Origin of the sequence: Shewanella sp. NKUCC01_JLK (assembly GCF_019345615.1) — a bacterium.
Lineage (GTDB): Bacteria > Pseudomonadota > Gammaproteobacteria > Enterobacterales > Shewanellaceae > Shewanella > Shewanella oncorhynchi.
In genome coordinates this window covers 290527-316396 of sequence record NZ_JAHKRD010000003.1, presented here as the reverse complement: position 1 = coordinate 316396, position 25870 = coordinate 290527, and the positions used below count along the sequence as shown (strand labels likewise).

At 46.7% G+C, this 25870-nt stretch carries 19 protein-coding genes and 1 riboswitch; of the genes, 14 read left to right on the top strand and 5 right to left on the bottom strand.

The window, feature by feature from the left end:
- Positions 1-87 precede the first annotated feature (87 nt).
- From KO537_RS05405 to KO537_RS05355, 11 genes are all read left to right on the top strand, one after another.
- The gene (locus tag KO537_RS05405; protein WP_011847235.1) at positions 88-1695 is read left to right on the top strand and encodes a carboxyl transferase domain-containing protein; all 1608 of its coding nucleotides are present in this window, start codon (positions 88-90) and stop codon (positions 1693-1695) included.
- A gap of 49 nt (positions 1696-1744) precedes the next feature.
- On the top strand, positions 1745-2623 hold the full coding sequence (locus tag KO537_RS05400) for an enoyl-CoA hydratase-related protein (RefSeq protein ID WP_219234017.1): 879 nt from the start codon (positions 1745-1747) through the stop codon (positions 2621-2623).
- Positions 2623-4665: an acetyl/propionyl/methylcrotonyl-CoA carboxylase subunit alpha gene (locus KO537_RS05395; RefSeq protein WP_219234016.1), complete on the top strand. Its 2043-nt coding sequence runs from the start codon at positions 2623-2625 to the stop codon at positions 4663-4665. The genes KO537_RS05400 and KO537_RS05395 overlap by 1 nt, the downstream gene beginning before the upstream one ends.
- 1 nt (position 4666) lies before the next feature.
- On the top strand, positions 4667-5590 hold the full coding sequence (locus KO537_RS05390; RefSeq protein WP_173243943.1) for a hydroxymethylglutaryl-CoA lyase: 924 nt from the start codon (positions 4667-4669) through the stop codon (positions 5588-5590).
- An 87-nt stretch (positions 5591-5677) separates the two neighbouring features.
- Positions 5678-6382, top strand: a complete 705-nt coding sequence (locus tag KO537_RS05385) for a CoA transferase subunit A (RefSeq protein WP_063884906.1) — start codon at positions 5678-5680, stop codon at positions 6380-6382.
- 127 nt (positions 6383-6509) lie between these two features.
- Positions 6510-7166, top strand: a complete 657-nt coding sequence (locus tag KO537_RS05380; protein WP_173243940.1) for a 3-oxoacid CoA-transferase subunit B — start codon at positions 6510-6512, stop codon at positions 7164-7166.
- A gap of 572 nt (positions 7167-7738) precedes the next feature.
- A complete protein-coding gene (locus KO537_RS05375; RefSeq protein ID WP_219234015.1) occupies positions 7739-8761 on the top strand; it encodes a hypothetical protein in 1023 nt (340 codons plus the stop codon).
- A gap of 136 nt (positions 8762-8897) precedes the next feature.
- Positions 8898-9500 (top strand): DJ-1/PfpI family protein, encoded by a 603-nt coding sequence (locus KO537_RS05370; RefSeq protein WP_219234014.1) that lies wholly within the window; start codon positions 8898-8900, stop codon positions 9498-9500.
- Between the two features lie 38 nt (positions 9501-9538).
- Positions 9539-9856, top strand: a complete 318-nt coding sequence (locus tag KO537_RS05365; RefSeq protein WP_219234013.1) for a cytoplasmic protein — start codon at positions 9539-9541, stop codon at positions 9854-9856.
- Between the two features lie 191 nt (positions 9857-10047).
- On the top strand, positions 10048-10806 hold the full coding sequence (locus KO537_RS05360) for a sulfite exporter TauE/SafE family protein (protein ID WP_105252043.1): 759 nt from the start codon (positions 10048-10050) through the stop codon (positions 10804-10806).
- A 170-nt stretch (positions 10807-10976) separates the two neighbouring features.
- Positions 10977-12137: a PQQ-dependent sugar dehydrogenase gene (locus tag KO537_RS05355; protein ID WP_219234012.1), complete on the top strand. Its 1161-nt coding sequence runs from the start codon at positions 10977-10979 to the stop codon at positions 12135-12137.
- A gap of 154 nt (positions 12138-12291) precedes the next feature.
- Here the strand turns inward: KO537_RS05355 and KO537_RS05350 are convergent, their stop codons facing one another.
- Complete coding sequence (locus tag KO537_RS05350; RefSeq protein WP_173243926.1) at positions 12292-15369, bottom strand: transglycosylase domain-containing protein; 3078 nt, start codon at positions 15367-15369, stop codon at positions 12292-12294.
- 367 nt (positions 15370-15736) lie between these two features.
- Positions 15737-16333, bottom strand: coding sequence for a thymidine kinase (locus KO537_RS05345; protein WP_028761119.1), 597 nt, complete (start codon positions 16331-16333; stop codon positions 15737-15739).
- A 541-nt stretch (positions 16334-16874) separates the two neighbouring features.
- Between KO537_RS05345 and KO537_RS05340 the strand changes: the two genes are divergently transcribed.
- Together KO537_RS05340 and KO537_RS05335 are read left to right on the top strand one after the other, a co-directional pair.
- The gene (locus tag KO537_RS05340) at positions 16875-18974 is read left to right on the top strand and encodes a cytochrome c3 family protein (RefSeq protein ID WP_168824357.1); all 2100 of its coding nucleotides are present in this window, start codon (positions 16875-16877) and stop codon (positions 18972-18974) included.
- Between the two features lie 204 nt (positions 18975-19178).
- Positions 19179-21329, top strand: a complete 2151-nt coding sequence (locus KO537_RS05335; protein WP_219234011.1) for a M3 family metallopeptidase — start codon at positions 19179-19181, stop codon at positions 21327-21329.
- A 144-nt stretch (positions 21330-21473) separates the two neighbouring features.
- Here the strand turns inward: KO537_RS05335 and KO537_RS05330 are convergent, their stop codons facing one another.
- From KO537_RS05330 to KO537_RS05320, 3 genes are all read right to left on the bottom strand, one after another.
- Positions 21474-23042: a Na+/H+ antiporter NhaC family protein gene (locus KO537_RS05330; protein WP_028761122.1), complete on the bottom strand. Its 1569-nt coding sequence runs from the start codon at positions 23040-23042 to the stop codon at positions 21474-21476.
- A gap of 79 nt (positions 23043-23121) precedes the next feature.
- A riboswitch (Lysine riboswitch) is annotated at positions 23122-23318 on the bottom strand.
- 95 nt (positions 23319-23413) lie between these two features.
- Positions 23414-24340 (bottom strand): FAD-binding protein, encoded by a 927-nt coding sequence (locus KO537_RS05325; RefSeq protein WP_131523133.1) that lies wholly within the window; start codon positions 24338-24340, stop codon positions 23414-23416.
- Complete coding sequence (locus tag KO537_RS05320; RefSeq protein ID WP_028761124.1) at positions 24340-25089, bottom strand: electron transfer flavoprotein subunit beta/FixA family protein; 750 nt, start codon at positions 25087-25089, stop codon at positions 24340-24342. Before KO537_RS05320 ends, KO537_RS05325 begins: the two co-directional genes overlap by 1 nt.
- A 310-nt stretch (positions 25090-25399) precedes the next feature.
- On the opposite strand from KO537_RS05320, the gene KO537_RS05315 reads away from it, so the two are divergent.
- On the top strand, positions 25400-25792 hold the full coding sequence (locus KO537_RS05315) for an H-NS family nucleoid-associated regulatory protein (RefSeq protein ID WP_028761125.1): 393 nt from the start codon (positions 25400-25402) through the stop codon (positions 25790-25792).
- Positions 25793-25870 lie beyond the last annotated feature (78 nt).

Genomic DNA, 25870 nt, shown 5'->3' with positions numbered 1-25870 from the left:
ATGGGTAGCACCTCACTGTAACTTACAGTTTGCGCCACCCATTCGAGCAAGGTGATACCGAGTTTCCGCTTTATAAGGACAATCAAAGTGACGCAAATAAGCAGTCGTATCAACGCCCGTAGCGATGAATTTAAAGCAAAATCAGACGATATGGCCGCCCTAGTGGCCGATCTTAAAACTAAACTCAATAAAATCGAACTCGGCGGCGGCCCTGTGGCGCTAGAGCGCCATTTATCTCGCGGTAAATTACTGCCACGTCAGCGGGTTGAAAAGCTGCTTGATGCAGGCTCGCCCTTTTTAGAACTGTCGCAATTTGCGGCGTTTGAAGTTTATGACGAAGAAGTGCCCGCAGCAGGCATTATCGCTGGTATCGGCCGTGTAAGCGGTGTTGAGTGCATGATCATCGCCAACGACGCTACAGTTAAAGGCGGTACTTACTACCCAATTACCGTTAAAAAACATCTACGCGCCCAAGATATTGCGAGCCGTTGTCACTTGCCTTGTATCTATTTAGTCGACTCGGGCGGCGCTAACCTGCCCCGCCAAGATGAAGTCTTCCCCGACCGCGACCATTTCGGCCGCATCTTTTACAATCAAGCGCAAATGTCCGCTAAGGGCATTCCCCAAATTGCAGTGGTGATGGGCTTATGTACCGCAGGCGGCGCCTATGTGCCGGCCATGGCGGATGAATCGATTATCGTAAAAGATCAAGGCACTATCTTCTTAGCCGGTCCGCCATTAGTCAAAGCGGCCACAGGTGAAGAAGTCAGCGCCGAAGAACTCGGCGGCGCCGAAGTGCACACTAAAATTTCCGGCGTAGCGGATCATTTAGCCCAAAACGATGAGCACGCGTTAGAGCTTGCCCGCCGCGCGGTATCACGCCTGAATCATCAAAAAGAAATCAAATCACTCTTAAGTCCTGTCAAACCACCGAAGTTTGACATTAGCGAACTGTACGGCATTGTCGGCACCGACTTGAAAAAGCCCTTTGATGTTAAAGAAGTGATCGCCCGTATCGTCGATGATTCTGATTTTGATGAGTTTAAAGCCAACTATGGCGCAACCTTAGTATGCGGTTTTGCCCGTATTCACGGCTACCCAGTCGGCATTGTCGCCAACAACGGCATTCTGTTCTCTGAGTCGGCGCAAAAAGGCGCGCACTTTATCGAATTGTGCTGCCAACGCAAAATTCCGCTGCTGTTTCTACAAAACATCACCGGCTTTATGGTGGGTAAAAAGTACGAACACGAAGGCATAGCCAAACACGGCGCTAAAATGGTGACCGCGGTTTCTTGCGCCAATGTACCTAAATTTACTGTGATTATCGGCGGCAGCTACGGCGCGGGTAACTACGGCATGTGTGGCCGCGCGTTCGAACCGACCATGATGTGGATGTGGCCTAACGCCCGTATTTCTGTGATGGGCGGAGAGCAAGCCGCAGGCGTTCTCGCCACAGTGCGCCGCGACGGTTTAGCCCGTAAAGGTGAAGAATGGTCGCTTGAGGATGAAAAAGCCTTTAAAGCGCCGATTGTCGCCCAGTACGACAAAGAAGGTCATCCGTATCATGCCAGTGCCCGTTTATGGGATGACGGCATTATCGACCCAGCGCAAACCCGTGATGTGGTCGGCCTTGCCCTATCGGCAGCATTAAATGCTCCTATCGAAGACACCCGCTTTGGTGTGTTCCGTATGTAAAGACACATGTGAAAAACATATGTCACACAAGAAGATAGGGGAAAGAATAATGACAGACACATTAAACAGTGCTAGCGGCAAAAAGGATTTAAGCAACTTACAGCACGTGAGCCATGCGCTCAATCACGGCGTTGCAGAGCTTATTTTAGATCGCAGCGATGTGCACAATGCCTTCGATGAAGTAATGATTAGCGAGATGATTAGCGTCCTTAGCTATTTTGCTGAGCACAAGCAATGCCAAGTGCTGGTACTCAAAGCGAACGGCAAAAACTTCAGCGCCGGCGCCGATCTCAATTGGATGCGCAAACAAGCCAAAATGGACTTTGAGCAAAATCTAAATGATGCCAAAGCCTTAGCAAAACTGATGCAGGATCTTGATACCTTTCCTAAGCCCACCATTGCACTAGTGCAAGGTGCAGCCTTTGGCGGCGCACTGGGGCTGATTTGCGCCTGCGATATCGCTATCGCCACGACGCGCGCCAGCTTTTGCTTGAGCGAAGTGAAACTCGGATTAATTCCAGCAGTAATTAGCCCTTACGTTGCCCGCGCTATGGGTAACCGCACATCGCGCCGCTACATGCTGACCGCCGAGCGTTTTAGTGCAGAAACCGCATTAAAACTTAACGTCATTCATGAGATCAGCGATGACTTAGACGCCGCCGCAAAGCCTATGATTGACGCGTTACGAGCCAATAGCCCGCAAGGCATGGCATGGGTAAAAACACTGCTGTCGCATCTTGAAGACGGCGTGATAGACCAAAAAACCATTGATTACACTAGCGAGCGTATTGCCCGCATTCGGGTATCGACCGAGGGCCAAGAGGGCTTAAACGCCTTTTTTGAGAAACGTCAGCCTAACTGGCAACAAGCACACTCAACGCCCTCCAAGCCCGTGCAAAAGCCAAGTGATACCCAAGGAGCCCTTTGATGTTGACCAAGCACATGTTTACCAAACTATTGATTGCTAACCGCGGTGAAATCGCCTGTCGCATCATCAAAACGGCCCATGCCATGGGCGTTCGCACCATTGCCCTATATTCCGATGCCGATAAAGAAGCGCGCCATGTCGCCATGGCCGACGAATCCTTCTATTTAGGCGGCAGCGCGCCGGCAGACTCCTATTTAAAGGGCGATTTGATTATCGATATCGCCAAAAAAGCGGGCGCACAAGCGATTCACCCAGGTTATGGTTTCTTGTCTGAAAATGCCGACTTTGCCCGTAAATGTGAAGCCGCTGGCATCGCCTTTGTTGGCCCAGGCAGTGATGCTATCGATGCCATGGGCAGCAAAAGCGCCGCCAAATCCATTATGACAGCGGCAAATGTGCCCTTAGTGCCGGGTTATCACGGCGATGACCAAACCGATGCGACCTTAAAAGCGGAGGCACTGAAAATCGGCTTCCCTATGCTGATTAAAGCGGCTTATGGCGGCGGCGGTAAAGGCATGCGTATCGTCGAGAATGAAGGCGAAATCATGGAAGCCGTAAACTCGGCACGCCGTGAAGCAGCATCTTCTTTTGGTAACGATAAATTATTGATGGAGCGTTATTTACGCCAACCACGCCACGTCGAAGTGCAAGTGTTTGCCGACACCTTTGGCAACGCGATTTATTTATCGGATCGCGATTGCTCGATTCAACGTCGCCACCAAAAAGTGGTCGAAGAAGCACCTGCGCCCGGTTTAAGCGATGCACTGCGTGCCCAAATGGGTGAAGCAGCCGTCGCGGCAGCCAAAGCCATCGATTATGTTGGCGCAGGGACTGTGGAGTTTCTGCTCGACACAGACAATAGCTTCTATTTCATGGAGATGAATACCCGTCTGCAGGTTGAGCATCCAGTGACTGAAATGGTAACGGGCCAAGATTTAGTCAAATGGCAATTGATGGTCGCCAGTGGTCAGCCACTGCCCCTTAAGCAAGATGAAGTACGTATTCACGGCCACTCCTTTGAAGTGCGTATTTATGCCGAAGACCCACAGAATGAGTTTTTACCCGCCAGCGGTAAGCTCAACTTTTTGCGCGAACCCGAGCAAAGCAAATACGTGCGTATCGATTCGGGCATTCGTGAAAACGATGTGATCAGTAACTTCTACGATCCTATGATTGCCAAGCTTATCGTCTGGGATGAATCGCGCCCGCGCGCCCTGCAACGTTTAGTGCATGCCTTAGAGTCGTATCAAATCAGCGGTCTTAAGCACAACATTGAGTTTTTAGCGAACATTGCCGAACACCCAGCGTTTGCCAATGCCGACTTTAGCACTGACTTTATTGGCCGTTATGGCGACACCTTAATTGGCACAGCTTCAAGCGAAGCTGACACTGCCCTTGCCTTTGCCGCGCTGTATCAAGTGCTTGCCCGTAAAGAAGCCGCCAAAGCGCAAGCTGTCAACAGCGCCGATCCTTACTCGCCTTGGGGTCAAGTCAGCGGCTTTAGACTCAACAGCTGCAGCCAGCACAATATTGCCCTACTCGATGATGCCCATGAATTGCAGCAGTTAGTGATGCTCGATTTAGGTGGCATGTATCAGCTACCGCTGCACGGACAAGATTGGTTACTCAATGGCGAGCTGAAACAAGATTTACTGCTCGCTGAAATCAACGGCCATAAGAGTAAAGTGCCCGTTAGTGCCCAAGGTGATGACTTTACGCTGTTTTTATCCTCTGGCAGTTACCACTTTAAAGCAGTGCAAACACTCGTGGTCGAAGAACAAGCCAGCAATGCTGACAAGTTAAAAGCGCCCATGAACGGCACGGTAGTGACCCATTTAGTCGATATCGGCACACAAGTGAAAGCGGGCCAAGGTTTGCTGGTGATGGAAGCCATGAAGATGGAATACACAATCGAAGCCCCCTTTGACGGTATCGTCACTGAGTTCTACTTTAAGGCGGGCGAGCTAGTGACCGATGGCGCAACCTTGCTCAATGTAGAGCCGTTAGAGACAGACGAGCCAACCGCGATCAAGGAAGCCTAAGATGTCGTTAGCCAATCTAAGCCAAGCAGCGAACGCCAAAGACAGGGTCAGTATCTTCGAGATGGGCGCACGCGACGGCCTGCAAAACGAAGTCGCAGTGCCGACGGCAGCTAAAATCGCCTTGATTGAATCGCTGGCAGGTGCGGGGCTTAAGCGTATCGAAGCCGGTAGCTTTGTGTCACCTAAATGGGTGCCACAAATGGCCGATTCTGCCGATGTGCTCAAGCAAATACAGCGTCAAAGCGGCGTGGTGTATAGCGCGCTCACACCCAACGTCAAAGGCTTTGAACTGGCACTGGATGCAAAAGCGAGTGAGGTGGCAATATTTGGCGCCGCCTCACAAAGCTTTAGTCAGCGCAATATCAACTGCTCGATAGAAGAGTCGATTGAACGCTTTATCCCTTTGATGGAATTAGCAAAAAAACACAATATTCCGGTGCGCGGTTATGTGTCTTGCGTGCTCGGCTGCCCCTACGAAGGTGAGATAGCGGTCAGTGAAGTGGCCCGTGTGTCTGAAATCCTTTACAAAATGGGCTGCTACGAAATATCGCTCGGCGACACTATCGGTGTAGGCACACCGCAAAAAGCCCGTAGAATGCTGCAAACAGTGGCTGAGCGCGTCCCAGTCGAAAAACTGGCGCTACACTTTCACGACACCTATGGCCAAGCATTAGCCAACATTTTGGCCTGCTTAGACTTAGGTGTGCGGGTGTTTGACTCCTCGGTTGCGGGTCTTGGTGGTTGCCCCTATGCCAAAGGCGCATCGGGCAATCTTGCCACCGAAGACTTATTGTATATGCTGCACGGCATGGGATTCGAAACGGGTATCGATTTACAAAAACTCGCGTTAGCAGGGCAAGCGATCAGCACGCAGTTGAATCGTAAAAACGGTTCAAAAGTGGCCACGGCCCTGTTAGCAAAATAGAACAACAATAATTAACGACACCAACAACCGTTATTAAAAACGCGCGTTATTTCCCGCGCGTTTTATACAGCATAAAAGGACATCACAATGGCAGGACTCAATAAAGTCGTCAGCAGCTATGAAGAAGCGTTAAACGGCTTATCAAACGACATGACCATTATGGTCGGCGGCTTTGGCCTGTGCGGCATTCCCGAAGGCTTAATCAATCAAATGGTTAAGATGGGCGTTAACGGTTTAACGGCGATATCAAACAACGCTGGCGTTGACGACTTTGGCCTTGGCTTACTGTTAAAACATCGCCAAATCGCCACTATGATCGCCTCTTACGTGGGCGAAAATGCCACTTTCGAGCAACAAATGCTCTCTGGCGAACTGAACGTAATTTTAACGCCACAAGGCACATTAGCGGAAAAAATCCGCGCAGGTGGCGCAGGCATTCCGGCTTTTTTCACCGCCACGGGCTACGGCACGCCGGTAGCTGATGGCAAAGAAACCCGCGAAATCAAAGGCCGCCATTACGTGTTAGAAGAGTCGCTGACCGCAGATTTCGCCTTAGTGCGCGCATGGAAAGCCGATACCATGGGTAATTTGGTGTTCCGTAAAACCGCCGCCAACTTTAACCCTATGATGGCGACCGCGGGCAAAATCACTGTGGTTGAAGCCGAGTTTATTGTTGAGCCGGGCGAGCTAGATCCAGATCATATCCACACGCCGGGCATCTATGTTGACCGAGTTATTCAAGGCAAGTTCGAGAAACGTATCGAGCAGCGCACGGTAAAAGCCGCGAAATAAAAGGCGCTGGCAAAACCTTGAAACACAGTTAACGCAATTGGCACTTAGCTCCCTAAAGTTAAAACTAAGGGTAAAAACCTAAGAATAAAGACCAAAGCGTCAAAGCCAAATAGAAAGGATAGATATCATGGCATTATCAAGAGAACAACTGGCTCAGCGCGTCGCCAAAGAATTAAAAGATGGCTACTACGTCAACCTCGGCATCGGCATTCCAACACTGGTGGCCAACTACATTCCCGAAGGCATGGAAGTCATGTTGCAATCGGAAAACGGCCTACTCGGCATGGGCGAATTCCCTACCGAAGACGCCATCGACCCAGATTTAATCAACGCGGGCAAACAAACCGTTACCGCAGTCAAAGGCGCTTCGTTTTTCTCCTCCGCCGAAAGCTTTGCCATGATCCGTGGCGGCCATGTGGACTTAACCGTACTCGGCGCCTTTGAAGTCGATGTGAACGGCTCTATCGCCTCATGGATGATCCCCGGCAAACTCATCAAAGGCATGGGCGGTGCGATGGATTTAGTCGCGGGCGCCGAAAACATTATCGTGACTATGATGCACGCCGATAAATACGGCAATTCTAAGCTGCTACCCGTGTGCGAATTGCCGCTAACAGGTTACGGCTGCATTAAACGCGTCGTCACAGATTTAGCCTTTATCGAAATCAAAGATGGCGCATTTCATTTGTTAGAGCGCGCACCAGGTGTCAGCGTAGAAGAAATCGTCAGCAAAACTGCTGGCAAGTTAATCGTGCCAGAGCATGTACCAGAAATGGTGTTTTAAGCGTTCTCTAAAATGCGCAAGTAACGTATAGCGGCTAAGGTTGAAACTCAAGTTAGTTTGAAGCTTTAAGCCTAAAGAGTTTTGAGCGTTAACCGACGTTTTACGATACCAACAAGGCCCAGAAAATGATTCTGGGCCTTGTTGCTTTTGTCATCCCCGCGAAAGCGAGGAACCATGAGTAAAATTCACCACCAGCTTGTTCACTACAAACCTTGTTTTTTGTGAGCTTTTGCAGTCTAGGTACTTTTTGAGAGCTTATCACCATAAACAGCACTAATGCTCTGGCGACACGCCGTAAATCCATCTTTGGGGGCTCAACGGAAAAGTCCCTTTTTCCGATGGTCGCCAACGCAAGAGTGCGGTTTACTCCCCATCCCAGCATATTCAATAATGAACAATGTCGCGCATTAAACTGATAACACCATATGTTAGTAAGGTTCTTTGCTGGCGAATGTGTGTTCACCATCGCTACAACGGAGTCGCTTAATGCTTGCTTCAAAAATGCTACAGATAGTCATATTTAGCGCCGTTACGGTAAACTTGACGCCAGCTAAGTAAAAAGGATACACAGAATGTTAGATAAGTTTCTCAATAAACGCAGCCGAAGCCGCAAGCTGATGCGCGATTATCCAAAAAACGTGTTTGAATACAACCAGTATTTGTTGACTGGTTATATTGATACTGGGATAGCGGAAAAATTCGAGAGATTAAAAGCATATATTGATTACCCTGATGATTTTCGCCAGTGGGAGTTATTTGGATCTGAGTTCGCAGTACCTGAATGTCATTGGAATTTTGCGGCACAACTTACGTATATTGAATCAGGCAAGCTCGAGGCGGCACCGCTGCTGCATTCGCTCGCTTACGGCTATTTTGATACCGCCATAGACTATTACAAATACTGCACTGCGGTTGAAAACACCGGTGGTTTTACTAATGCTAGTTGGGATACAACCCATGTATTCAGGCTGGTGCTGATGCTTTTTTCAGGGCTTAAGACTGAGGCCGACGAGCTGTATTATGCCAACGCAATGGCTTGGCGCTCAGGCTGGATAATTCGCTCCCACAGTTTTATAGGCGATTTTTTGGTGCTGCTGTATGGGCGCTATTTGGGCGTTATTGAGCCGCCTTCTGCCACGGAAGTGCAAGTGACACTGCGAAAAACGGCTCCTTTCCCCTATGCGCCATTTTTAGATAACTGGGATACACAGGATATCGAATTCATCAGCACTATGCTGCAAACCCTGTGTGATCATCAGGTAGAACAAGCAGTTATTGGGGATAAAAAGTGCTTTTTTGAGTTCAATGGTGGGCCGCACACATATTTACCATTGACAGCGTTAATGCTGCTGAAACTGCGATCCCTTAGGGGTTTGCCTAACCCACAATTCAGTCATCCAGCCTTTGGCGATATCACAGCTTTGTTTGAACAAGTATCCACATCATTTAGTGATTATGTTGCAACGTTAGGGATACAGCGGATTGAAGATGCTGCCGATGAGGTGTTAACCAACACATTAACCAGAATGCAAAGCCAAGATTTTGATGCCCATGCTATTTTCGCCAAGCGACTGCCATCGTTTAGTGCTGGTTAAGATTTTGATTAACCAAATTTTCATAAAAAATGGATAACCAATAAAATTATGATTCTATTCATATTGAGGACCCAAGGCTTAAGGTTGAGCGTATTCAAGCCTTAAGTCATCCACAATATAAGCCAGAGGAAAGCTTATGTACCAGATTGCGATTGTGATATTTGATGAATTTACCGATATCGATTTCTTCTTAATGCGCGATATTCTCGGCCGTACAAAAACCGATTGGACAGTAAAAGTACTCGGGACAAAGCCTAGCCACAGGTCGAGTTTGGGGATGACGGTTGCAACCGATGGTCATGTGGCCGAAGTCGCTGATGCCGACGTGGTATTATTCAGCAGTGGTTACAAAGGCGTACCTGCGGCACTTGTTGATACTGAGTTTATGTCCGCCCTTAAATTAGATCCCACACGACAATTGCTTGGCAGTATCTGCGCGGGGTCATTCTTCTTGGCTAAATTAGGCTTACTCGACAATCTCTCGGCAACGACTCACCCCGATGCAAAACCTGCCCTAGTTGCCATGGGCGTCAATGTGGAAGACTCTGCTCTTGTTATCAATGGCAATATTGCCACTGCGGGTGGCTGCTTGTCCTCACTCTATTTAACCGGCTGGGTTGCGGAGCGCTTATTCGACAGTGCGAAACGCCGTGAAATTCACAGGCAGCTTATTCCAGCGGGGCAAACAGATATTTTTGAAGCATTAATCCAATCCTCCATCTCCGCAGCCATTCGTTAAAAGTGATATAGATACTCTCGATGAATGAAAAGGATCCCATGATAAAACTTAAAAATCTTCTCGAGGCTATAAAAGCCGAGCATCAAATAACCACCCAGAATGAGCTTGTGGCCTTGCTATCGCAAAATGAATTACTCATTCAGCAAATCCAAGCTGCTGATGCGCAGTATTGGGTTAATTTTGCTAAGAATACCTTCGATGGTTGGTATTGCATTCGAACACCTATGCTCAGTACCTTTCATGTTTATTACCAAGAACGTGGACAAAACTGTTGGGGAGAAGATGTTTTTACCGAGCAAAGTGAAGCCATAGCAGCGGTTATTTTTATGTCTGGCATTTGGGAGCAAGCCCCTTAGCACTAAGCAAGTAAAAGCCTGCTCACTCATCCTATATTTTCACCTTCACGAATGGCGATATGTAACGAATCATTACGCGACTTTCAATATCGAAATCATCCTGTTAGGGTGAGTGCTTAGATTGACTCATAATAACAGACACATTTTTAGCGCTCTGTTTAACTCTCTCATTGTCCAAAGGAGCGGTATCTATGGACTGGCTTATTATTGCACTCGCTGGCTTTTTAGGCGGCATGCTCAATGCGGTTGCCGGTGGTGGCAGTTTTATTACCCTATTAGCGTTAGTGTTTGTCGGGGTTCCACCGATTGCGGCGAATGCCACGGGGACAGCCGCGCTGCTGCCCGGTTATATCGCCAGCGCATGGCGTTTTAGAAAGGATATCGAATATCCGGCGAGTCTCAGCCTTAAAAATCTGATCTTAATTGCTTTAATTGGCGGCAGTATTGGCGCGGGTATTTTGCTGACCACCAGCGAGCAAGTCTTCGCAAAGCTGATCCCTTGGCTGATTCTACTGGCCACCGCGGCCTTTATTGTTGGCCCTTGGTTGCTCAAACGAAGAATCGCTGAGCAAGGCGAAAACACCTCTACGCCAATGTTAAGTCCGATAACGGCACTGATAATGCTGTCGGCTGTGTGTATCTATGGCGGTTATTTTAATGGTGGCTTAGGCATCATACTACTCGCAAGTTTTGGCCTGATGGGGCAAACCAATCTACATGGGATGAACGGACTTAAAAATCTGATTTCAGCCCTGCTCACCGCCATCGCCGTTGTGGTTTATGCCGCAGGCAATGTTATCGATGGGCAATATCTGTTGCTGCTTGCCGTTATGGCGATTGTCGGTGGTTATGTGGGGGCGGCGCTGGCCTACCGTATTTCACAGCCCTTGCTACGTGGCTTTATTGTGATCGTCGGTTTAGCAATGGCCTTAGGCTTTTTCATGCGCTAGTTTTTCATGCGTTAGTTTTCATACGTTAGGCTTTTGATTTGTGAAGCTTAAACTCATAAAAGCTGGACAGGCGAGTTTTCGATACAAGGTCTCACCGATAAATTGCCCTTATGTGACTGACTTGTTACTCTGATCCATCCTATAGGAGAACACTGTGATTAAGGATAGCGATGAAACTGATGACCTTGAAGCTGAGGACCTTAAATCTTGCCCTGTGTCTTATTGCATGCTCACCGGCTATTTACACCGAAACCGCTAGCGCCGGGACCATTAGCGTCAAAACGGAAACGGGTAATATTCAGGTAAAAACCATAGCCCAAGGGTTAGAGAATGTCTGGGGTATGGCATTCTTACCCGACGGCAGTATGCTAGTGACTGAACGTGCTGGCAGAATGCGCATTGTCAGCACCGCAGGCAAAGTGGGTGAACCCTTAACGGGTTTACCGCCTATGTATGCCAAAGGTCAAGGTGGTTTACTTGATGTCGTGCTTGCGCCAGATTTTGCCAGCAGCAAAAAAATCTATTTCAGTTATTCAGAACCCGCTGAAGGTGATACGCTCAATAGCACAGCGGTCAGTTTTGCCACGCTCAATGGTAACAAGCTTGAAAATCTCACCCGCGTTTTTAGTCAACAACCTAAAGTCAACAGCGGCCACCATTTTGGATCTCGTTTAGTGTGGGCGCCTGATGGCACACTGTTTATCACACTCGGTGATCGCTATAGTGAAAAAGATAGCGCACAAACATTAGACAATCATTTAGGCAAAGTGGTGCGTATTCATGCCGATGGCTCAGTGCCTAAGGATAACCCCTTCGTCAATGCGGCTGGCGCCTTACCCGAGATCTGGTCTATTGGTCACCGCAATATGCAGGGCGCGGCGATTAATCCCGTCAGCAAAGTATTGTGGACGGGCGAGCATGGGCCCCAGGGCGGCGATGAACTCAATATTGATGAGGCGGGCAAAAACTATGGCTGGCCTGTAATTACCTATGGTGAGAATTACGGCGGCGGCAAAATAGGCGAAGGCACCCACAAGGCTGGAATGGAGCAACCCGTCTACAAATGGGTTCCGTCGATTGCCACGGCGGGCTTTATGTTTTACACAGGTGATAAATTTCCACAGTGGCAAAATAATCTGTTACTCGCCAGCCTAAAGGAAAAAACACTGGTGCGTTTAGTGCTTGATGGCGACAAGATAATTAAAGAAGAACGGCTGCTGAAAACTGAATTAGGGCAAAGATTGCGATCAGTTGTGCAAGGACCAGATGGACTGATTTATCTCGTAACCGATGAAGCTAAATCAAAAATTTACCAGTTATCGCCGCAGTAATCTTAATCGCTGCACTTTTATCACAGTGCTTTAACTAAAGCACCTTAACCACTGCAATAAGCTCAATCGATAGAGAATTTAAGCCTTAAAACGACAAAGAGTGTTCATCAGGAACACTCTTTGTCGTTGGCGTGGCACTTATTAATTCATGCCTTTATTCGTTTACCACGCACATGCCCTGCTCGGTTTGTACATAGGGAGCTAAAATAGGCATCATGCCCTTCATCACCTGCAATGGCAGCGCCGAAGTAAAACTAAAATCATCGGATTTACTGCCTGGCACGAAGGCGGTCAAAGTACCGAAGTATTTGTCACCTAGATAAAACACGAATGTCGCGGTGCGGTTCATCGCCGTAGTCGCCACTTTTTTACCTTGCTGCATCTGAGTCACAATACGGTTATCACCGGTGCCGGTTTTCCCGCCTATGGCTAACATGCCACCTTTTTCATCGGTAAAAATGCCCTTTAAACGACGTGCGGTGCCGTTTTGCACTACGTTCGCCAGCGCGGCTTTTAAGGCTTGTGCTACTTCATGGCGCATTACCCGCTCACCTTGGGTGTTCTGATTCTGCAATCTCACTTCATAGGGCGTATCTGCGGCGAAATGCAGCTGATTGATACGCACTGTGGGCAAACGATAGCCATCATTTTGAATAATGCCCATCAGCTCGGCTAAGGCTGCGGGTCGGTCACCCGAGCTACCCAGCGCTGAGCCTAAGGATGGCACCATAGAATCAAAGGGATAACCTAAACGCGCCCAACGTTGATGTATGTCAAGGAAGGCTTCAACTTCAAGCATCACTTGCACTCGTACATCACGGGCGTTTTTATGCCGCGTCCTAAACAACCAACGGTAAACCTCTTGACGTTGTGCTTCACTCGCCTGCTTAACATCGTTCAAGTTGGCATCAGGATTATGATTAAGGTAATCCAGCACCCACAATTCCAAGGGATGCACCCGTGCGATATAGCCTTGATCTGGCAAATTATATTTATCCGGACCGTACTTGTTGTATAAGCTCTTAATACGACCATCGGTATAGCTCACCTGCGGCAATCTTTGCTTCAAGAAAGCCTTAAATGCCGCCATAGGTTCATCGGGCAGTAAATAGCGATACGCCGCCGTCAACTGCTGCTCCGACTGGGACAAACCGTCAAAAAACATGTCGAAACGCTCATTCGAAGCCACTTTTTTGTACTTGCGATAAAACTTAGTAACGAAGGTATTACCTTCTCTATCAGCAAATACCCGCAGATATTCGTCACGGCGCGGATCTTTATCATTACGCAGCAACTGGGCCATATTGCCCTCGTTTTGCATGCTACTGCTGTAATTCACGATATCGCGCATAAGGCGCACAAACGGCAAGTTAACCGAATCCTGCAGGGCTTGGTAAAGTGTTGGCGTTTTTAAATCTTCTGTTTTTTTAAAGTTATTAAACACATGCAACCCACCACCGGTAAAAAATTGTTCACTGGTTGAGGCCGAATATTCTCGCTGTAACGCCGCATCTAACATGCGGTCTAAACGTCTGTCGGGATTTAAAATCAAGTAATCAATCGCCCAACGGGTTAAATGATCCCTTGGTTCGATAATGATGGATTCCAATTCAATCCCATGTTTCTTGGAATACTTGTCGTGGATCTCGGCAATGATTTCTAAGTAGGTCGCCATCACCCGCAATTTAGCGGTTGAGCCCAATTCCAACTTACTGCCCTCGTTAATATCAAAAGGCTGATCAGTGCTATCCGTCTGCACTCTAACTCGGTTGGCGGTATCAGTGCGCTCATAAAGCGTAAAGCTATACAGCACGTTTTGCAGTTGACTTGGGTCGAGTAACCGTTCGCCAAGCAGACCCACTTTCTCCGCGGTAGGCACTTGCGCCAGACTGCGTAAGTAGTGACTGACTTTCTGCTGTAAGTCACTGTGTAAGCTACTATTGACCGTCAAATCGAGCCTGTCTAAATCATACAGCCCCACATTTAACATGCCTGCGGTGCGAATGCGAACTGTGTTCACGCCCTTATCTGCGCCAGATTGGGTATTACGCTGCGGCTTGGCGACCTTAAACTGCAATTTCTGCGCGAGTGCAGCATCACGTAGGCCACGATCAATCAAATAATACTGGCCGAGTAAACGGATATGGCTATCGACTAAGTTTTCAAGATCTTCATGACCTTGCAATAGATAGTAGGACGGACGACGTTGGGCGATCATCAAGGCAACCACTTGTCGGAATACTTGTCCGCGCTTGGTGGCATTACCTTTGATCTGCGGCGATGCTAACAGCTTGTTTGCAGTATCGAAATCGGTACCAAACCACGCCCACAGCCCATCACCAATACCATGAACTTCACCATGATTTGGCGCCGAAGATAATGGCACGGTATTCAGATAATCTTGAACGATGCGCTTACGAGCAGGTTCAGTGTTTTCACCTTGTTGGTACACGCGCACACTGGCCGAGCCAATTTGCAGTAACTTATCCTTAATGCTCAAGGTTAAACCTTGGGAAGAATGGCGGAATTTCTCAATCTGAGTCGCGAGTGTACTGCCACCCGCGGTAGAGACATTCATACCAACCATTTCAGCAATTTGACTCATACCTGCCACCACAAAACGTGGCCAGTCGATCACAGGATTGAGTTTCTCTTCCGTCGTCCATAACTCGCGGTTTTCAATAAACAGCAAAGTATTAACGATTTCATTGGGGATCTTATCGTCGTCCTGATAAACCCGTTTAGGATAGGCAAATTCGTATAAATCGGTATTGCGGCAATCGAGCAGCGTCAACCCAGATTGGGCCTTTTCATGGTAAGGCGGAAAAAATCCAAGTTGAGCGTATTCCTGCAACGCTGGCGAAAACGCCACTTGTTGCGTTATCTGAAAATTCCGTTGCAATAACCTATCAATATACTGAGGTAACTTACTGTAGCCATGGCGCTCATCAAAAGGACCATAACTAGGATAAATAACCGCTTGGCTCGGTGAGCTTTCTAATTCATAGGTGAGCGTCTTAGCATATTGATTGATGAATTTTGCTTGGTAAAACGAAGTTTTAACTTCAAGTCCAATCAGCAATGCAGCGCAGCAAATCAGAATGAAAAATAAGAACCAGACCCTGCCCTTTGATCTGGCTTTACGCGGCGGCTTAACCTTAGCTTTAGGCTCAGGTTGTGGTGGACGAGGACGATAATTTTCGAACTTCATCTCTGATGTGGAATTAGGCAAAACAGCTCCAAAAAAACACTAAAATATTCATCTTTCATGCAACTCAGCAAATCCGTTGCCACTCAGTAAAGCAAGATATCAAACTCATCTAGCCATTATCCGGCTCTATTAATTAGTCTTAGTACCCATTATGTTCCACACTTTATCAAACCTAACTTCACTGTAAAGAAGGGTGCCTGTGACCCACAACCGCCACTAATCAATACTAATGTTAAGCTGATAGTACATTTTGCCAAATATTAATTTGTTGATATCAAGGTATTTTCAGCGATTAAGGCAACAGACAGTATGACTTAAAAACAAAACGAGCTAATTTAAGTCGCACAAAAAGAATGAGTCGCTCAATAATCACACTATTAACGAAGCCTCATCCCACATATTCATGCGCATCCCAGATAAATTCACGAAAATGTTTGCGACAGACAGACTCGTAACTTTCATTACCGCCAATCGCCACTTGCTCACCCTCGCGCATCACCTTGCCTTCACCATCAAGACGCACCACCATGTTAGCCTTACGCCCACAATGACAAATAGTCTTCAACTCAACTAATTTATCGGCCCAAGCTAATAAATAATGACTGCCGCTAAAAAGTTCGCCTTGAAAGTCCGTTCTTAGGCCATAGCAGAGTACAGGAATATCAATATTATCGACCACATGCGTCAGCTGCTTAACCTGTTCTTTACTCAAAAACTGACACTCATCCACCAGCACACAACTTAATGGCGTAGCTTGATGCACATCGCTAATCATTTGAGTCAAATCATCTTGGCTACTAAATACCTGTGCTTCGGTTTCAATGCCAATACGTGAGGCCACTTTACCTTTGCCATATCTGTCATCTATGGAAGCTGTCATGACCAAAGTATTCATACCGCGTTCACGGTAGTTATAGGATGACTGTAATAGGGAAGTGGATTTACCCGCGTTCATTGCCGAATAATAAAAATACAATTGAGCCAAGACTTATACCCTTTAAAAACGTTATCGCTTACGCGTCTGCTACCAGAGCCAAATTGAGCGCTAGTCTAACATTGCGCTTCACATCAGAACACTAGCAGCCGCTAAGCTTTTATCATGAAATTCTGCAATGACACCAACTTATCAATCATTTTAATCCCCAATCGCCTCCTGAAATATTTCTAGTCCACTTCATTTAATACTCTTCCCTGCAAAAAACATAAAAAACGCCCCGATACCGCTCAATTGTTAATGAAAGCTTAACTGAAACTTAAATGTTGTTTCATAAGGAAAAATTAGTAAAAGTTAAATTTAAAAAGTGCGATCTACCTCCAAAGTAATAGGTATAAATGGGCTTGCGCTCAAAAAACAAACACAAATTTAACAGTAATATTTCATTCGAGACAAAACGTGCTCAATTAAAAAAAGAAAAGTATTCGATAGCTTGCAAATTGAGACCAACGGTCAAAGCACTAATCTACCCTGCAAACTTTAGTGCTCCACTCCGTCCTTTATTCGCATATTGGATCAAATGGAGATTATGATGAGAATTTTCACCTCTAGAAAACTGGCATATTTAGTTGCCTTAGCACTAACTGGCGCCCTTGTTGGCTGTGGCGATGATGGTAAAGATGGTGTAGATGGAGCACCAGGAACGCCCGGTATCCCTGGAACACCCGGTGAACCTGGAACACCCGGAGAGCCTGGAACACCGCCCCCAGTCACCAGTTCTACTATGACTAACGTCAAAGTGATCAACTATAGCTTTGGCGAAGGCAGTATCACTTACGAATTTGAAATTACAGATGAAAACAATAACCTAATCAACGGACTGTTAAATGCTCAAGCCAAAGTGGCTGCACTAACAGATAAAGGCTTCATCACTAACCGCACCGAAGCTGATAAAAATGGTGTTGCAGATAACGTCCATATTGGCGGTGAAGCAACTCAAGCAACCGTCGGCGCTGAATTGACCGCTTTAGCTGATGGTCATTACCAATTTAAAGTACCAATGAAAGGGGTTAATCCAAGCACTGAAGGTATTGTTTGGTTACGTGTCGGTGGTAATAATGGTATTGCGACCTCTAAACCTCTGGTCGTTAACAAACCTGAAGGCACCCATTCAACCACAACTGATAGTTGTTACTCTTGCCATATCGACTACTCAACAAGCCCTCGTCGTCATGCAAGCTATGTCGCTACTGGCATGGACAGCGAAGTCACCTTCGTGGAAGGCTGTTTAGTGTGTCACGGTTCAGTTAGCCGCGCAGTTGTCAATGCTGAAGGTTTCTCTACGGGTGGCTATGCGACAAACACCCTATCTAAAATTGGTCATATCAATCACCAAGATTTTACTAAAGACTTTTCAGTACAAAACTGTACATCTTGTCACGTTGAAGCACCTAAAAACATCAACGTAGCTGGACCAGGTTGTATTGATTGCCATGACAGTGGTGGCGTACCAGGGGCTATTATCCCAAGTAATGGTGCGGATCTGCGCATTATGCACGAAAGCAAAGCGGGTATAACCGAACGCCAAGCGATTCGCGCTAAGTATAAATTAAGTCTATCAACACCTGTTAAAGTAGATGATATTTCTACCAAGACAGACCACTATGCGCCGACAGGTGCTGCGGCAGCAGTAACCGCCCCAGGCTGGTGTACAACACTGACAGTGAAAGACACCGATGGTAACGTCTTTAGCATTAAAGACAACTTTAACTATTCTAGCCCGCTAGTATATGACGCTAAGAAACCCGTAGTTTATGCGGGCGCTTATTTACATTCCTATGAAAATGGCAGCTTAGTGGGTCGCCCAGGTAACCGTACTAACTACTACTATGGTTACAACACTGACGGCACTAAAAATATCTGTCATTTACTGACAGATATCAGCGCAGTGAATGCTAACTATGTTTATTCTGCCCGCGTGACATTCAGTACCGCTGGTTGGATGGAATATGATGGCAAGCAACGCTACCAAAGTAATGGCAGCCTAAGAGCGACAGGTTATGATGGTTCTATGGGCATATCCTTTACGGCTTACTCAGATGTCGTTAACCCTGTCACCACTCAAAAGGTCTCTGGCTTCGAACGTCGTGAGATAGCGAGTACTAACAGCTGTACTACTTGTCACAACGATGCCACTGCGTTCCACAAAAATGGTGCCTTCGATGAAGGTGGTAAAGCTTGTATCGCCTGCCATGACAACGGCATGGAACGTACTTCAGCAGCCTTAGGCGCAGGTTTTGGTCCTATGGTGCACAGCTGGCACTGGGGTAATGGCGCTAAAGTCGGTGAAGTTAAAGCTGATGGAACTCAAGCGCAAACCGCTAACGGTGCAGGCGCGATTGAAGCCTCTACTAGCTGCGTTGCCTGTCATGAAAAAGCGATTGATTTAAGCAAAGTGCCAAATCAATACATCGCTGAACCAGGTAGCAAAATGACAAGCCCAGTCACCGCTAACTGTTATGCCTGCCACACTAGCGATTCAGCTAAGGCGCATATGGCAAGCAACGGTGGTGAAATCAGCATACCAAAGGTTGCTGACTGGTTTAAACAACCGACCTCTGAATCCTGTGCAGTATGTCATGACACAGGTAGAAGTTCTGGTATTGATAAATACCACAAGTTTACTCGCTAATTAATCATCTCATCATCGCGTGATTAAGAAGTAAGTAAAAAGCGGTACCTATTTTCCCTGCAAGGAAATAGCCAAAGGAGTCTCGCTAATGCGAGGCTCCTTTTTTACTTAGACATTACCCGATAACAAGCCATTTTCAGTCCTATTTAAGTTACTAACGTTACAGTCCTAAAAAAACAACAATTCAAAGGAAGTCACTCAATTATGCGTAAAAGTTTTATTGCCATCGCCATCGGCGCCACTCTCACCGCCGGATTCATGGCAGGTTGCAGCAGCACAGAAACTAAAGCACCTAACGTTATCTCGGTACAAACCCAAAACCCGCTGTTCCAAGCCAGTAACCTGCAATATCAAGCCCCTGATTTTAGCCTCATCAAGAATGAGCACTTCGCGCCAGCCCTAGAGCAAGGCATGGCAGAGCAGTACCAAGAAATTATCGCAATAGCCAATAATCCGGCAGCAGCAACCTTCGATAATACGATTGTGGCTATGGAGAAAAGCGGTGCCCTACTCAACCGTGCATCAAGCGTGTTTTATAATTTAGCAGGGTCAAACAGCAATCCAGAACTGCGTAAAATCCAAGGGGAAATGGCGCCAAAAATGGCGGCCCACTCAGATAATATCAACTTAAACCCAGCGCTATTTTCCCGTATCGAAGCCATCTATAACGACCGCACTAACTTAGGGTTAACCCCAGAAGCCGTACGTTTGGTTGAGGTATATCACCAACGCTTTATCATGGCTGGCGCTAAACTTACCGATGAACAAAAAGTTAAAATCCGCGCGTTAAATGAAGAACAATCAACACTAACGAATGAGTTCTCTCAGCGTTTATTACGCTTAACCAAAGAAATCGCCGTTGTGGTGGATTCAAAAAGTGAACTTGCTGGATTAACCGACGGTGAAATAGCTTCAGCCGCGAACGATGCCAAAGCGGCCGGTCACGATGGCAAGTATCTGATTAACATAACCAACACCACTCGCCAACCTGTGTTGGCATCACTGGAAAACCGTGAGCTACGCCAGCGTATTTGGGAAGCCTCAGCGAACCGTGGCTTAACTGGTGAAAACGAAACTGCGTCACTCGTATCTCGTTTAGCGAAACTCAGAGCCGAGCGCGCAACACTATTAGGCTATGAAAACTGGGCAAGTTATCGATTAGCACCGCAAATGGCCAAAACACCCGAAGCGGTTTACAGCATGTTTGGTTCAATGGTGCCTGCGGTAGTTGCTAACACAGAGAAAGAAGCGGCCGACATTCAAGCGATGATCACTAAAACCGGTGGGAAATTTGAACTGGCACCGTGGGACTGGGAGTTTTACGCAGAAAAAGTCCGCCAAGAAAAATACGCTCTCGATGCCAATAGCATTCGCCCATACTTCGAATTTAACCGCGTGCTCGAAGACGGCGTATTCTACACACTCAAAGAACTCTATAGCGTCACCTTAAAACCACGCCCAGATTTACCGGTTTACCATCCCGATGTAAAAGCCTACGAAATGTTTAATGCCGATGGATCAAGCATGGCCATTTTCTACGCCGACTATTTTGCCCGTGAAGGTAAACGTGGTGGCGCTTGGATGAGTTCGTTCGTCGGTCAATCCTTCCTCGAAGGCACTAAACCTGTGGTCGTCAACGTGATGAACATAAAGAAAGCGCCCGAAGGTCAACCTACATTCGTCAGCTATAACGAAGTCACCACTATGTTCCATGAAATGGGTCACGGCACCCACGGCATGTTCTCTAAAGTGACTTATCCAAGTCTGGCGGGTACCTCGGTTTCACGCGACTTTGTCGAATTTCCATCGACGTTTGAAGAAGATTGGGCCGCCCATCCAAAAGTGTTAGCGAACTACGCGAAACACCACGAAACGGGCAAACCCATTCCCGATGAACTGCTGCAAAAACTGCTGAAATCTGGCAGCTTCAACCAAGGCTTTGACACTCTGGAATACATGGCCGCCGCATTAGTAGACATGGAATGGCATTCATTAAGCCCAGAGACGCCGCTGCAAGATGTACCAACCTTTGAAGCCAATGCCCTGAAAAAGCACGGCTTAAACATCAGTGCCGTACCTCCGCGTTATAAGTCGACCTATTTTGCCCACGCCTTCCCCGGCGGTTACTCGGCAAGTTATTACGCTTATATGTGGAGTGAGATTTTAGCGGCGGATGCGTTTGCGTATGTACAAACCCAAGGTGGGCTCAATCGTGAAATCGGCATGAAGTACCGCAAAACGATCCGTGAAGTGGGTAATAGCATAGCGCCAATGGACGCCTACAAAAACTTCCGCGGACAAGAACCAACCACGGAAGGCTTACTTAAACGCCGCGGTCTAGATCAAGCACGCTAAGCTAAGAGTTGGTAGCCTTAATGCGATAGGCTAAAGATAAAGACAAACTCAGCCTTAACCAAAAAAATCAGCCAGCATAATGCTGGCTGATTTATTTTGACTTATTTGACGTGAACGTTTGCAGTGAAAGGTTTCAATTAACGTCTAGCTAATTGCGCCTTTAGATTTGATTTTAAGTACGATAATACTAATCACAAATGCCACACTACAAGCCACTAAACCCGCGACAACAGACTCGGTAAATCCAAGTGCCACATAACCCACTAAGCTAATAAACGCCGCAATGAGTGCATAAGGTAGCTGAGTCACCACATGGTCAATGTGGTGGCAACTGGCGCCCGTAGACGACAAGATAGTCGTGTCGGAAATTGGTGAACAGTGATCGCCAAATACAGCCCCCGCCAGCACAGAGGCAAGCATAGGCAACATCATGCCTGTGTGACTTCCCATAGCCATATCAGCAGCAATCGGCAACATGATCCCGAACGTACCCCAGCTAGTACCGGTTGAGAACGCAGTAATACCTGCTAGCACAAACATTAAGGCGGGTAAAAACGCGAACGGAATATTTCCTGTTGCTAAACTCGCCATAAACTTACCGGTTTCGAGTTGACCAATCACCCCTGCGATTGTCCAAGCAAATAACAGGATGTAAATCGCCGGCAGCATAGAGCGAGCGCCCTGCACTATACCTTTGACTATCATCAATTTCTCAACGCCTTGCACTAAATTCAATATCAGCGAAACCGCTAGACCAATTAATGCACCAAAGAAAAGTGATGAACTGACATCGGTTTTCTCAAAAGCAGAAATAATATTAAATTCAATCCCTTCCGCCGCGAGTACTTGAGCGCCACTGTTAATCATAAAATAGAGGGTTGCAAATACCAACACGGTAATCGGCAGAAATAGACCTAAAATCTTACCGGTTTCGGCTTCAGGTAAATCCGCGTTCGCCCCAGGCGGTAATCCTTTAGACTCATCGTATAAATTACCACGTTGGGCATTGAGCTCATGCTCACGCATTGGCCCAACATCTAATCCCATAAAGACAACAAAAAGTAATAATAACAAGGAGAAGATTGCGTAAAAGTTCATTGGAATCATTTGAATAAAAATACTCAAATGACCCGTATCAGCAAAACCATGGGCAGTTAATATCCCGCCAATGAGTGCGATAATATAAGCACCCCAGCTCGAAACTGGAGAAATAACGCACACAGGCGCCGCAGTAGAATCTAATAAATAAGCTAACTTAGCGCGGGAAACATAATAACGATCAGTAACAGGTCGAGCGACCGAACCAACAACTAAACTATTGAAATAATCATCAATAAAAACTACGCAACCTAAAAACATGGTCAATAGTTTAGCGTCACGTTTATTACGTATATGTAAACGAGCCCAATCGGCAAAAGCCCGCGCGCTGCCACTTACGGTAATTAACGCTGTGATCATTCCCAGTACAATTAAGAAACCGAGAATATATAAGTTCCACGAATTTAGACCTTTATCAGTCCAAAAAAGCCCTTTAACGCCATTAAATACAAACTCACCCGTTGCTAAAGGTGAAAATTGATTGAGCAATAAAGCACCAATTAAAATACCTAACCCCAAAGAAAGCAGTACACGGCGAGTCAAGATCGCCAACACGATAGCCACCGCAGGCGGCAACAAGGAAAGTGCCGAATCGGCATAATTCATAACAGTCATTGATTATTATCTTCGTTAAATACGAATGGAGGGCGACTGAACTGGTGGGAAAAGGCAATAGATACCCAAGGTCACCTGTCCTATCAGTAGCGCTCCATAGTAACTATTCCCAATATCCATATCGGAAAATACTATGGCAGTGCTGCACCTATTAGGTACAACCCCAGCAGTTGATCGTGATAAATCGAACCACTTCGGCACCAAATCCTTTCGCAATCGATCAACGGAATCACCCTACTGATCACTACTAATATTTGGCGCGCCTCTACTTCTAAGAACGCCCTTGCACGGGCGTGAGGCACATAAAAACATAAGCGGCTTAGCAGATGCTACCGCAAAGCCACTTAATGTGACCTAGATCACAGATAAAATCAACTGAGACTTGTAATCAGCTCAGGAACCGCCTCAAACAGATCTGCAACGAGTCCATAATCGGCAACTTGAAAAATCGGCGCTTCAGGATCTTTGTTGATTGCAACGATGACTTTAGCGTCTTTCATGCCGGCTAAATGTTGAATCGCGCCAGAAATACCGACGGCAATATACAAGTTTGGCGCAACGATTTTACCGGTTTGACCCACTTGTAAATCGTTAGGCACAAAACCTGCGTCAACTGCAGCGCGTGATGCGCCAACGGCTGCACCGAGCTTGTCAGCAAGTTGCTCTAACATACCGAAGTTTTCACCACTGCCCATGCCTCGGCCGCCAGATACGATAATGCCAGCATTGCCTAACTCTGGACGGGCAGAAACTGTCAGCGATTGAGAAACAAACTGAGTTCTCGCTTCAAACACTTTATCAAGTGTCGTCACAGCCGCACTGTTACCTTCTGGCGCAGCGTCAAACGCACTGGCGCGCACTGTTATCACTTTAATGGCATCATGGCTTTGCACTGTCGCTAAGGCGTTACCCGCATACACAGGGCGCACAAAGGTATCGGCATTGACGACGGTAATAACTTCTGAGATTTGCGCGACATCTAATAATGCTGCAACGCGCGGAAGCGTATCCTTACCTAAACTTGAAGCCGAGGCCAGAATGTGACCATAGTTTGGCGCTAAGTCCACCAGCAATTTGGCAAAATTTTCCGCTAAATGCGCTTCATACACGCTGGCATCAGCAACGAGTACTTGGCTAACACCTTGTAGTGCCTGCGCCGCTTGGACAACCGCGCCACATTGGTGACCCGCAACTAAGACATGTACTTCATCGCCTATGGCACGGGCGGCGGTAACAATTTTTGCCGTATCGAGTTTCAGTGCAGCATTATCATGTTCAGCTAATACTAAAATGGCCATTAGATCACCTTCGCTTCATTTTTTAACTTTTCAACTAGCTCAGCTACCGACGCTACCATGATGCCCGCTTTACGTTCAGCTGGCGGAGTGACCTTCACAATCGTTTGGTGACTCTTTAACGTCACGCCTAAGTCTGCCACAGTAAATACTTCTAATGGCTTACGCTTGGCTTTCATTATGTTAGGTAGTGAAGCGTAACGGGGTTCGTTCAAACGTAGATCAGCGGTCACGACAGCAGGTAAAGGCAGCTTGAGAGTTTGCATGCCGCCGTCAATTTCACGGGTGACTTGTAATGTATTCGCTTCTAATTTGATTTCTGAAGCAAAGGTCGCCTGTGGCATATCCATTAACGCGGCAAACATTTGGCCAGTTTGGTTATTATCACCATCGATGGATTGCTTACCAAAAATCACCAGCTCTGCTTGTTCTTTGTCTTGTACCGCTTTGAGCAATTTGGCGATAGACACTGGCACGAGCTCTTCTTCAGTATCGATATGAATTGCACGATCTGCGCCTAATGCAAGCGCGGTACGCAGTTGTTCTTGCACGGCTTTATTACCAATACTGACAACAACCACTTCAGTAGCGCTACCCGCTTCTTTTAAACGAACCGCTTCTTCTACTGCGATTTCACAAAAAGGGTTCAACGCCATTTTTAGGTTTGCAGTGTCAACACTTGTATTGTCAGCTTTGACCCTGACCTTCACATTGGCATCAACAACGCGCTTAACGGGCACCAATACTTTCATAGGGTTTCCTTCCTACACTTTCATGTACATGGACAAAACATTGGTTAATACCAATGCAGGATAGAGCAACTTTACGTCCTGTTAACGTTAACGTCAACCAAAGTCAAACGCCTGTTTGTATTTTTTAATCCGCTGCAACGGCCACTTTTTTGGACACTTATTTGAGGGAATAAGAAAAGTTCAAAAAATAAATAATATTTAATTTCCTTAAAACGCATAATTTTATTTGATTCGAGCTATATTAGTTTCTATCATTTAGGTGTTGTTCACCATTATCCTGTATTAAAAATAGAGTGGGACGAAAATAGATATGAGCGAATTTTTAGAGATATTAACTCACGGCCGTCGTTTTAAAGCTGCAGTAAAAGAACTTAGCGTTGAAGAGTTACGTGATTTAGCCGACAAATTAGATAAAATTTTAGTAGAACGCGAGTCTATGGCTGAGGAAGAAGAACAAGCCATGGCAGCTCGTAATGCTAAGATTGAAGAAATCCGTCAACAAATGGAAGCCGTTGGTTTATCAATTGATGACTTAGGTGGCGTAGCTGTTAAAGCTGCTGCAAAGAAACGCGCTCCTCGTCCAGCCAAATACCAAATTGAAGTTGACGGTGAAATGGTTCAATGGACTGGCCAAGGCCGTATGCCTACCGTATTTAAGAACGAGATCAACAAAGGTCGTTCTATGGAAGATTTCTTAATCTAATCCAACCAAGTGTGATGGCGCTAATTTGCCAACACCAGTTTGCATAAAAGCTCGCATTATTTGCGAGCTTTTTTATAT